Origin of the sequence: Shewanella sp. SR43-4 (assembly GCF_014163845.1) — a bacterium.
Taxonomy (GTDB): Bacteria; Pseudomonadota; Gammaproteobacteria; order Enterobacterales; family Shewanellaceae; genus Shewanella; species Shewanella vesiculosa.
Map to the genome: position 1 here is coordinate 208,685 of NZ_JACJEB010000003.1, position 11,616 is coordinate 220,300.

Genomic DNA, 11,616 nt, shown 5'->3' on the forward strand with positions numbered 1-11,616 from the left:
TAGCCCAAGGGGTTCCCGCTGGTTTGTTGCTGATCGCGATGAAGATCCCGTTATTAATAGCTAAAAAAATAGCGAATACGCATCTCCCTAAGACGGGTATTCGCCAAGACCTACGCTTTATTCTCTGTCGACTTATATTAAATCAGCAATTAATAAAGATAATGAAGGTACTTTAAAGCTGATGCTCTCTATGAACCAAGATACATCAGAAACGACCTAACCCATTTCATCCTGCAATCACAGACGAAATAGCTTGGTTTATAGTATCCCTGAGCGAGAGAATGGTACAACTGAATACATACGTATTCATGCCATTCAAGTAACCTGATACAAACACAGATGCAACATTCGTTTTAACACATCACAGTGCCTTAAAACGAATGGCAGTACCGCCGCTGGCTGCTAATGATAAATCGAGAGTATCTTTTGCTGTGACGGTTTTAGTTTCAATCACATAATCATAAGGGCTGGTTAACCAATCAGCTTTGCTACCGTCACGATATATTTGCGCTTCATAACGTTTACCTGTAGTTAAAAAGTCTAGCTTTAAGCTTAATTTACGGGGTTGTTCATCAGTTAACGCGCCCAAATACCAATCTTCAGCGCCGCGTTGTTTGCGTGCAAAAGCTACGTAATCGCCAACTTCTCCGGCAAGGGCGATACTGTTACTCCAGTCAGTCGGCACATCTTGAATAAATTGAAATGCATCCAAGCGTTGTACATAGTTACGGGGTAAATCTGCCGCCATTTGGATCGGGCTATACAGCACAACGTACAAAGCCAATTGCTTTGTTAATGTGGTTTTAACTCGATTGACTGCATCTAAACCCTCAGGGGCTAAATTAAAAATCCCCGGGGTGAAGTCCATCGGACCGGCTAGCATACGAGTATAAGGTAATATTGCCGTATGCTCAGGCGTATTGGGTGGATTACCCCATGCATTAAACTCTTGCCCACGAGCACCTTCGCGGGCGATCCAGTTTGGATAAGTACGGCGCAGGCCGGTATCTTTAATGGGTTCATGGGTGTTAATGCTAATACCACGCTTAGCGGCTTCGGTCACACTGTGCAAATATTCATTAACCATAAATTGGCCGTCGTGCCATTCGTGTCGCACAATGCCGTTTTCGTCAACCCGCTTAATATCGCCACCATCGGCCACATAACCAGTTTTTACTTGTGTCACGCCATGCTTTTGATACAAATCATAAGCATCACTCATTTGCTTACGGTAATTGGTTACCGAGCCCGAGGTTTCATGATGACCAATTAAGCGAACATGTTTACTTTGACCGTATTCAGTAATCGCATCCATATCAAAATCTGGGTACGCTTTAGTAAAACTAAACACGTCGCCATTATCGAACCAACTGCCATCCCAGCCTTCATTCCAACCTTCAACCAATACCCCATCAAAACCATATTGGGCGGCAAAGTCCATATAACGCTTGGTTTCGCTGGTGGTGGCGCCATGCTTAGGGCCGCTTCCCCAAGTGTTTTCATTTAAATGCATTCCCCACCAAATTCCGACGTATTTACCCGGTTGCACCCAAGACACATCGCCGAGCTTGTTAGGCTCGTTAAGGTTTAGAATTAAATCAGAATTTAATAAACCAGGGGCATCTTTAGCAATTTGAATGGTTCGCCAAGGTGTAGAAAATCCCGGTTGGGTTTTAACTCGTATTCCGTCTGACCACGGGGTTAAATCGGCACGTAAAATACCATCTCTACCTTGGTTTAACACCATGGCGGCATAGTCGGTTAGGGCCGCTTCATGAATACTTAAATGCACGCCATCTGCCGTTCGAAACGTCATGGGTGTATGAGCTCTATCGATTTTATCAAGCGAGGTAGTACGATATAAATATTCGTATCGGTTCCAACCACGACCAGGGATCCACCATGCGGTCGTGTGCTGCGGATCAGGTATCGCAAACTCGGTTAATTCGTTAGTAATATCCAGCTTAGGCGTGTTAGCAAGCCCTGCTTGTTTTGGTACTAAGTAGCGAAAACCAATCCCGTCATTAAAGGCTTTAAATTCAATATCGAAATCTACCTGGCCATTACTGAGGGTCGCTACGATGCGATTGTAATGATCACGCACGTTTTCACGTTCACCCCAAGGTTGCTGCCAAGTTTGATCAACGCTGTTGTTGGTTACATTTTTTATGTTGAAATCCAGCCCTAATTCACCTAATTGCTGGAATACCAGACCTAGTTTGCTTGGGTTAACTACGGTTTTACCGTTAAATTGAACTTGGTATTCAGGACGACCATTGTCATCAGTCAAACTGATGGCAATGTGTTTATCTGGGGAGGTCACATTAACCGTTTTAGCTTGCACTATGCTAGGCATTGCCATTGCTGCCAGTGCCAGAGCACATGAAAAACTAATTATGTTGGGAGTAAAGCTTATATGAGTTGTTGAGGCAGTTGAGTTAGCGTACGTCATACGAAGTCCTTGTTTATTATTTTATTTATTCAGCAATCAATATATGACGTTTTTAGATTTTGCAGCAAAGATCTGCATACGTATTCAGGATGTCCGCTCGCAAAAGATAATCGTTTATTAGCTAACTCATTTTCGGATAAAAAGCGTTAATGCACTACCACTTGGTCGATGGCGCTGATAACTCAAAGTGATAAAGCCGCGTATGGAATCCTCAAATGATTGTGCTGTTTCAGCTTTGGGCTGGTATTTTAATACAAGGTTAAAGGTTGAGCGGTAATGCTCAATACGCTCGGCATTAAATTAAAATAGTGCGCAATAAAGCTGATTTAAAGCAGGAACAGTGGCTTGATATCATGCCAGTAGGGATGTAGTGCTAATTTGATAACTCTTACTAGAGTAACTTTAGCGCCAGATAAACTTTAGCCGATACGGGCCTGTATTGAATACAGGCTTACATCCCTGAAAAACGCCTAAAATATGAAGTTTAATAGCCCTAGATTGACTCCTCGGTTCAATTGAGACTACATCGAAGAAAATACTATTTGGTACGCATGTATTTAAAAGGAGCTAAACCTGTACTTTAACCGACCCCCAATGGATGGGGGCACTGTGTGTTTTAGCTGCATATGTTCTACAGTCTGGGCCAGACAATTGATAACACAAATTTTTAACGAACTTTTTAAATATAAGAATCTATACAGTAAAAGCCCAAGTGATTTAATATTGATTAAAATGCCTCATCTTCACTATAAACATTCACCGTAATCTCACCATTAACACTTTCAGTAACCAAGAAATTTATCGGTTTGCAACATACTTGGCAATCTTCAATATACTGTTGTCCTGCATCTGATGAATCAATAAGGACTTCAATTGTTTCACCACAATAGGGGCAATCTATAAGCTGCTCTGTTAATTGGTTCAAATTTGTAACCTCCTAAATTATATTAATTTATATCGGCTTATAAATGACTGATATTATAAAATCAGCCGCTTAAGTTATTCGCCAAACTGTTTAACCCCTCTATATCGACGGTTTATAGAGCATCGTTATCAAGCTTGCCGCTATGATTGTAGCAGGAACGCGTCCATCGATTGTCGCAGCTAAGTGAGTTGAGACCACTAAATATTGAACAGTTTAGGGCGCTTTGTCTGTTCAGTTTAGCGAGAAATACAATATTGGTTGAGGTGTTAGAGAATTTTTTAGCTCTGTAGAGTGGTGGTGGTTATTTTTGTGATGATTTGCAAGAAGCGATGAGACGACAAAGATAAAATCAAACTCCACTCTACAAGCATTAGCGGAATGATGGCAAAATTGACTGACCCACAATTCAATTAATCACTGCAGGCCATATCGATTACAATCTCATATCTAATTCATTGTGGATTAACACCACACACTGAGATGCGAACAACATTTTTGGCCCTAAATTGATATGTTGGGTACCAAGACGCTTCAAGCTGTTAAAGCTTTTTTTAGGCATAGGAATATGATCTGTTAGTAAAAAGCATGGATTAGCAGCAAACTCTACATCACGTACTGGGGTGCCTTTTTTCTCCAACATATACAGTTGATAATCTTCAGCTAATTCTTGTATTAACTTTTCAAAACTCACTGTGCGCACCGTAATTCCAGGCTCTACTTCACGTAACTGTTCTTTGGTCATCCCTTTTGATGCGCTTAAGGCTTTAGCAATTTTATTGGTTAGGTTTTGCTCATGAAACCCACCGATATGACCTAATTCGCTTGAACGAAAACAGATGGTACGTGAAAAATCAAGAGTGCTCTCTAACACCAAATATACCACGACATCGTCGCGATGGGATTGGGCGACAAAAATGGTGTTCATTAAGGTGTGGGCTAAAATTTCAGTATGAGCCGATTCGCCAATACCCGCTAAAAACTGCTGACTATCAACTGGAGCAGCTCTGGCTCTAACTACAAAAGCGCGCATCGGTATATCCTATTTGAAAGTAAATTAAGCATAAAGCGGATAACGTAGTCGAATAATCAATCAGTTACAGCTTTTATTGTCGCTATTATCCCAGTTTTAAGCTTGACTGTAACCTGATTAATCTAATGGTTGAGTTTTAGCTGGCATAGACAAGCACAATTGAGCAATACGCTTGTTAAAACAAGCGCTAAGCGTGATGTGATTGAGCATGCTGAAGTGAGATTTATTCAACTATTGATGCCGCTCATCAGGCCAATAAAAGGCTGTTTAGTCCTAATATTATTGATAGGTAAAATAATAAGGCCAAAAATAAAAAGTCACAGAGGTTAGCTGAGACTTTTTGATTTGACCAATTAAGGTTATTGATTATACAGCTTATTTCATCGGTGACAGTAGTGCAGGATTCGTGACTAAGTTTCTCACACCATGAGGATGATCTTCTTTGAACACGTTACCCTCACACCATTTACCGACAGTGTCAATATTCACTTTCGCGACTTTAGGATGAACACTCCAAGACACTTGAAATGGCGAGCCGACTTGATTGTAGCTTGGGCCTGTTGTTGAGCCGAGATATTGAATCGCTTCGCCAGTATTACTAAGCATATTCAGTGCTTGGTGAAGTCCATTTTTGATATCTAATGCCGTTAATGTTGAAAAATCTAGCGCTTTAGCGTCATTGACTAAGACAAAGACTTGCGTTTCAACTCGTAGCTGTGGGTTATTGATTGCCTCGTTTAAGCAAGCGCCTAATGTTGGGCCAGGGCTAACCTGTGCACTTGAATATACATAATGGACTTCTATGGTATCACCAGAGATTAAAGCGCCGTGTTCACTAGAGCAAACAGCATGGTCCACTGGCATCAATTCGGCTTTAGTTAATTTGCCTGAATATTGATAGCCAGATGTCACGCCTTGGCCATTGCCGTTACCGGCATAGGTAGTAAATTCACCTCCTGAATGTTCAGCATTTTTATGGAAATGGATGTTACATAAATTCATTTCTGTATAAGCTGGCGCAGGAGAAAAATTGATTGGATTGGTTCCTACCAGTGAGTTTAAATCTCGGGGTGATTGAGGCCCAAAACCTCTACCTTTAGTACTAATTGCAAGGTTTGCCCTTTGTGTAGCAATAACATTATCAGCTATCGAGATCTGATGTTCGCTGTGGTTTTCCTTCGCAATCGCACTCATAGAAAGCGATAGTGTTGTTATTGTTACGATAAGTGGTTTGATCATTGTTATGTCCTATAACACGATGATGTTCATGTATCGCAGATAACATTAGTTGGCTAATCATTAATACGCCAGTGCAGGTCTATGATCAGTACTGTTATGTGTCGCTATTAGCGAATTGATTTAACGCGTATTAGAGAATAATTGTTTTTTGAAACGGATGAGGAATATCTGCGTACAGAGAGGGATGGGTAAATTGCAGGGCCGATAGCTTGAGTACAATCATTATCCTCCCTAAATTGTCAGAGGATAATGATTGTTATGTGTCTGGGCAGCCTAGGATCGCTACGCCCGATGTTAGTTTTTTAGTTCAAGGATCACTGATTGCAGTGGTTGCAGGTTAATATCAACACTGGCACCACCTTGGTTATTTAAAATAAGTTGCTGACTTATTGTGTTATTTGTTAATAAGTTCGTCAGCGTTTTATTGCCTGTAATATGCCAGTTTTGTATTAACGTCTTTGGTAACACAAGGGTAAATTGTTTGCTTTGTTTTTGGCTGAAATTACTGACAATGATCAATTGCTGGTTGTGGTTAAAACGGCTAAAAGCAAATACTTGGTTATCGTAACCTTGAGTATTCAGCTGGCGCTGTAGGGTGTCTAATTCCATGTAATCACCGCTTAACGCCGATGCTGTATGGCTTAGGCTTAATAGCGTTTGATAATAGGTGCGCAGGGCTTTTTCATCGGCTGTGGATTGGCCGCCATCATACTTGCCGTTATTCATCCAACGTTGATGGGCTGGCACGCCCACATAGTCAAAAATACTAGTGCGAGTCGGTTGGCCAAAGCCTGCTATTTCAGCGCCTTGTTCGCCCACATCTTGGCCAAAATACAATAAGGTAGGTGAGCGACTTAACGTGGTCGATACCACCATAGCAGGTAAGGCGTTAAATGGATTGCCGGCAAAATCGCTGGTATTAATGCGTTGCTCATCATGGTTTTCTAAAAAGTGCAGCATATGCTGGTCAATGTCACTGACTTTTGCTTGAACTGTCGCAATGGCTGCTGTACTGGCCTTACTTTGAATGATGGCTTTTAAGGTGTCGTATAAATCGACTTTATCGTAAAGATAATCCATCTTGCCTAAATGAATATAATCACGGTATAAGTCGGGGTTATACACTTCTGCAAGGATAAATGCATTTGGATTAGTGTGCTTGATGTGACTATTGAGATAGCTCCAAAATTCCACAGGCACCATTTCGGCCATGTCATAACGAAAACCATCTACGCCTTTGGCTAACCAATATTGGGCGATATGTTCAAATTTACGCCATGAATCGGGAATGTTGTTTGCATCTTGAGCTTGCCAAAAGGCTAAATGCTCTGCAGCAGATTTAGTCGCATAGTCACGCGGTAGCGTTGGAAAGTCATGTCGGCCATCGGGTTTAACGCCATAGTTAATTTTAACGGTTTCATACCAATCATTGGCGTCGGGTTTGGCTAAACGCGAACCATTTCCGGTCCATTTAGCGGGCGATTCTTGAAACTTACCATCACTGAGTGGCTGAGCTTCACCACCTAATGCTTGATAGCCATTTGACGCATCAGGGACTTGAAAATCTTCACCGACCACATAGTAAAAATTGTTGTGCCTACTGTATACCTGGGTTTTATCGTCATTAGCACCAAAGTCTAGTTCACCTTTGGGCGCTGAAATAGAGTGATAATTTCGTGCAACATGGTTTGGCACTATATCGATGATAACTTGCATGTCATTGGCGTGAGTTCTGGCGATCAGTGCTTCAAACTCTGCCAAGCGGCTAGCCGGATTATTAGCCAAATCAGGATTGACGTTGTAATAATCTTTTACGGCATAAGGTGAGCCCGCACGGCCTTTGACAACATCAGGATCATCATTACTAATGCCATAGGCAGTATAATCATTGATCAGTGCATGATGTGGTACCCCAGTATACCAAACGTGAGTGGTACCTAAGGATTTGATATCTTGTAATGCCACATCCGTGAAGTCGCTAAATTTACCCACACCATTAGTTGCAATTGTGCCCCAAGGTTTATTTGTAGTGTTAGTGTTGCCATACAGACGTGTGAATACTTGATATACCACAGGTTTGCCCGTTGCAGGTATTTGGGTGGTTGGAGTAACTGATAGTTTATCGTTATCGATTTTTATTGATGTATTCGTTTGTTCAACTTTACTAGGTTGGCAAGCACTCAATCCTAAACCCAGCATACAGGCGATAACCAACACTTTTACGCTTGGTAACGGTAGGTGAATGTGAAGTTGGCTTACTAACGGTTTGGTGATGGGGCCCATGAGTCTCTCTTTTATTGTTTTTATTGGCGTGTTTGTATTGAAGACAATAGAAACACGCCATAATTTGCAGTACCTTAATGATTGAATCGTCTACATATCAGCGTTCAAGTTTAAGTATAGTGACACCTTTGTTAGCCAACGAAAGTGGCTTGGATAATGAATACGATTGTTTGCTGATAATATCAACGCCGATAGTATTGTCATTAATAGCAGGTTTAAAGGGCTGTAAATCAAGCTCAACGGCTTGGGTATTTTTATTGTAGATGACCAGTAAGGTTTCATTGCCTTGATGACGGCTTTGGACATAAATACCGTCTTGTGGCACAAAGTGCTGCAATTTACCTTGTTGAATCGCTAACGAGTTTTTACGGTAATTGAGTAATGTACGCACAAAGGTCAGTGCTTCAGTTTGTTGCGGATCCAAGCCTTTTCCTGTAAACACATTGACACTGTCTTGTGGCCAGCCACCCGGAAAATCACCCCGAACAGCGCCGTCGTTACGGCCTTCTGCAGGGCTTTGCATGACTATTTCTGAACCGTAAAATATTTGCGGAATACGGTTGCTGGTGAGCACATAAGCCATGGCCATTTTGTACAGTTCAATGTCGTTTTTCATTAAACTATAAATACGGTTAGTGTCGTGATTACCTTCAAATAACACTAACTGACTTGGATTGGCATACACCACGTCGTTAGCCAACATTTGATAAAGGTCGATAAAGCCGGCTCCCCAATCTTCTTCTTTAGTTAAGCTGGCTATGAGCGTGTCGTAAAGCGGGAAATCCATCATGCTGGGTGCAAAAGATTGATAACCATCGGCATTTTTCTTTCCTGCCTGCCAGTAGCTCACCGTCACTGGATTACTGCTCCATTCTTCACCAACGATATTAAAATGAGGGTATTCATCCATAATGGCTTTTGACCAAGCAGTTAAAAACGCTTTATCTGCGTAAGAGTAAGTATCTTCGCGAATACCGCTCAGCCCTGCATATTCAACCCACCAGAGACTATTTTGGATTAAGTATGTTGCCATGTGTGGATCGCGTTGATTGAGGTCTGGCATGGTGACGTCAAACCATCCGTCGCTAAAATCAGTTTTGTCTGCATTCACAGAGTAAGGATCTTGTACTGTAGTGCGTCTATGGCTTGAGTAACTGACATCGGTTGGATCTTTTAGCCAACGTGATTGGCCATTAACCCAGGTGTTACTCGGCATACTGCTCATCCACTGATGGCCTGATCCCATATGATTAACCACGACATCCTGAATGATCCCAATACCAAATGATTGCGCTTCTTCTACGAGTGATTGGTATTCTTCATTGCTGCCAAAACGTGGATCTATGCGATAGAAATTGGTGGTGGAATAACCATGATAAGAATACTTTTGTTGGTTATTTTCAAGCAGTGGATTTATCCATAACTGGGTTACACCTAAGTCATGTAAGTAGGGCAGTGCTTTGCGGATCCCCAAAATATCACCGCCATGGCGACCGCCATCAAAACTGCGGTCAGCTTTTTCAAGCATGTCTGGCTGATTATCATTGTCTGGATTACCGTTAACAAAACGATCCGGGGTGATTAAGTAAATCACATCTTTATTACTAAAGCCTTGGCGATCTCGTGAGCCTTTTTTGCGGGTTTGTAGCTCATAATCAAATTGTTCAATTAACTGATCATCTTTAAATAAGCCTAAGATCAATTGTTGTGGTTTAGCTTGGCTTAAATCCAAATTAACGAATAGATGATTATTGCTATCAGTTCTCTCGACATTAATCAGCGTGACACCTTGAGCCTTAATTAATTTAACTTGGCTTTCACGAATATTTTCCCCCGTAAGCAATAGTTGTAGCTGGGGTTGTTGCATGCCTGCCCACCATGACATTGGCTCGACACTGAGTGTTGCATTGGCCGACATGGCATATGTGCTCAATGCACAACCGAGTAAGAAGCTTGATGCTAACCTGCCCAGGTGTTGTTGGTAGGCTTGTGCTAAATGGGGGTAATGAAATGACATAGTTACTCATCCTGTATTTTTTTGTTTATTGATGACGGTTAATTAGTCGCTTAAGATAATTAAATCAAGTTGTTATATAAACCAGTTACAGCGCTGCAATATAGTCTTTATGGCTCGGCATTTGACTCACAGTGGTGGTAATAACCTTACGGATATTAGTTAAGTAGTCGGTTAAATCATCTTGGCTGACCGCTTGTGTAAGCGGATGATAATCCTCTGGAATAATGCCTTGTCCTAACATTACCTGGATCCAGGCTGCTTCAGTAAACAATTCATCTTGATGCCTGAAAACTGTTGCTGTGGCTTTAAATAAATCGATTTTATATTGCAAGCTTTCGGGAATGTCCATATCGCGACATTGCTGCCATAAACCGCGTTCATTGTCGGCAGATTGTTTTGCATTAAGATGGTAATGCAAAATAATAAAGTCGCGGATTTGCTCAAACTCAGTTTGAGATTGGCGATTAAATTCATCAATGTGCTGGGGTTGAATACCGTTTCGTGGAAATAATTTAGTTAAACGAATGATTGCTGATTGGACTAAATGTAAGCTGGTGGACTCTAACGGTTCTAAAAAACCACTCGATAAGCCAATAGCCACGCAGTTTTTATGCCATTGCTTGACGCGCCTGCCAGTGGTGAAGTTTATTTTACGCGGCTCGGCTAAGGGTTTTCCATCTAGGTTGGCTAATAAATGCTGTTTTGCTTGTTCGTCGCTCATATGTTGGCTGCTATATACAATGCCATTGCCTGTGCGATGTTGCAGTGGAATACGCCATTGCCAACCAGCATGGTGGGCAGTGGCTTTAGTGTAAGGCGTAAGGGGAGAGGTGCTTTCACAAGGCACTGCATATGCGCTGTCACAAGGTAGCCAATGCTGCCAGTTTTCGTATTCAACGCCTAATGCCTGTTCAATTAACAATGCACTAAAACCCGAACAATCAATAAATAAGTCGCCACTAATACAAGGACCATTTTGTAAGGTGACACTTTTTATACTGCCATCGGTGCTAAGTTCGGTGCTGGTAATAATGCCTTCAACTCGATTGATACCACGTTGAACACTGTATTGGCGTAGCAAGTTGGCATATAAGCCTGCATCAAAGTGGTACGCGTGGGTAATACCGCTCATTTGCGCTTGAGCAATGGTTTGAATGGGTTGAAATTTGTTGTGTTTGGCCGCTTGATAGTTAAGCGAGTATTGCCAAAAGTCATTGGCATTATATTGACTGCCATTGGCTTGAGAAGGATTGCTTTGAGAAAGATTGGCCTGAGCACTAAGCCAATAATGATGAAATGAGGTAAAGCCTAGGTCACGGCCAATATTACCAAAGGCGTGCATATAAGCTTCGCCTTGTTGATGCCAATTTTGAAATTCAATACCCAATTTATAAGTGGCTTGGGTGGCTTTGATAAAATCAGTTTCACTAATCCCAAGTACACTGTTAAATATCTGCAGTGGCGGGATAGTGGCTTCACCCACACCAATAGTACCTATGGCGTCGGATTCAATAAGGGTGATATTGAGTTGTTTGTTAAACAACTTGGCTAACATGGCTGCGGTCATCCAGCCCGACGTTCCGCCGCCTACAATGACAATGTTTTTTATTATCGTTTGATCCATTGTTATCGCCTTTTAACTATTTAGGATTTATTTTTACTGAACCCGA

The 11,616-nt window shown here is 41.7% G+C and carries 7 protein-coding genes; all 7 read right to left on the reverse strand.

The window, feature by feature from the left end; translation table 11 throughout:
* Positions 1 to 361: 361 nt before the first annotated feature.
* Complete coding sequence (locus H5123_RS04745; protein ID WP_259395591.1) at positions 362 to 2,362, reverse strand: glycoside hydrolase family 97 protein; 2,001 nt, start codon at positions 2,360 to 2,362, stop codon at positions 362 to 364.
* Positions 2,363 to 3,179: 817 nt separating this feature from the next.
* Positions 3,180 to 3,377 carry a CPXCG motif-containing cysteine-rich protein gene (locus H5123_RS04750; protein WP_124015939.1) on the reverse strand — a complete coding sequence of 66 codons (198 nt, stop codon included), beginning with the start codon at positions 3,375 to 3,377 and terminating at the stop codon, positions 3,180 to 3,182.
* A 433-nt stretch (positions 3,378 to 3,810) separates the two neighbouring features.
* The gene (gene trmY / locus H5123_RS04755) at positions 3,811 to 4,407 is read right to left on the reverse strand and encodes a tRNA (pseudouridine(54)-N(1))-methyltransferase TrmY (RefSeq protein WP_182697180.1); all 597 of its coding nucleotides are present in this window, start codon (positions 4,405 to 4,407) and stop codon (positions 3,811 to 3,813) included.
* A gap of 375 nt (positions 4,408 to 4,782) precedes the next feature.
* Entirely contained in the window at positions 4,783 to 5,646 is an 864-nt protein-coding gene (locus H5123_RS04760) for a delta-class carbonic anhydrase (protein WP_182697181.1), read from the reverse strand.
* 294 nt (positions 5,647 to 5,940) lie between these two features.
* Entirely contained in the window at positions 5,941 to 7,929 is a 1,989-nt protein-coding gene (locus tag H5123_RS04765) for an alpha-amylase family protein (RefSeq protein WP_259395588.1), read from the reverse strand.
* Positions 7,930 to 8,026: 97 nt separating this feature from the next.
* Positions 8,027 to 9,946, reverse strand: a complete 1,920-nt coding sequence (locus H5123_RS04770; RefSeq protein WP_182697182.1) for a glycoside hydrolase family 13 protein — start codon at positions 9,944 to 9,946, stop codon at positions 8,027 to 8,029.
* 85 nt (positions 9,947 to 10,031) lie between these two features.
* A complete protein-coding gene (locus tag H5123_RS04775) occupies positions 10,032 to 11,570 on the reverse strand; it encodes a tryptophan halogenase family protein (protein ID WP_182697183.1) in 1,539 nt (512 codons plus the stop codon).
* Positions 11,571 to 11,616: the final 46 nt, after the last annotated feature.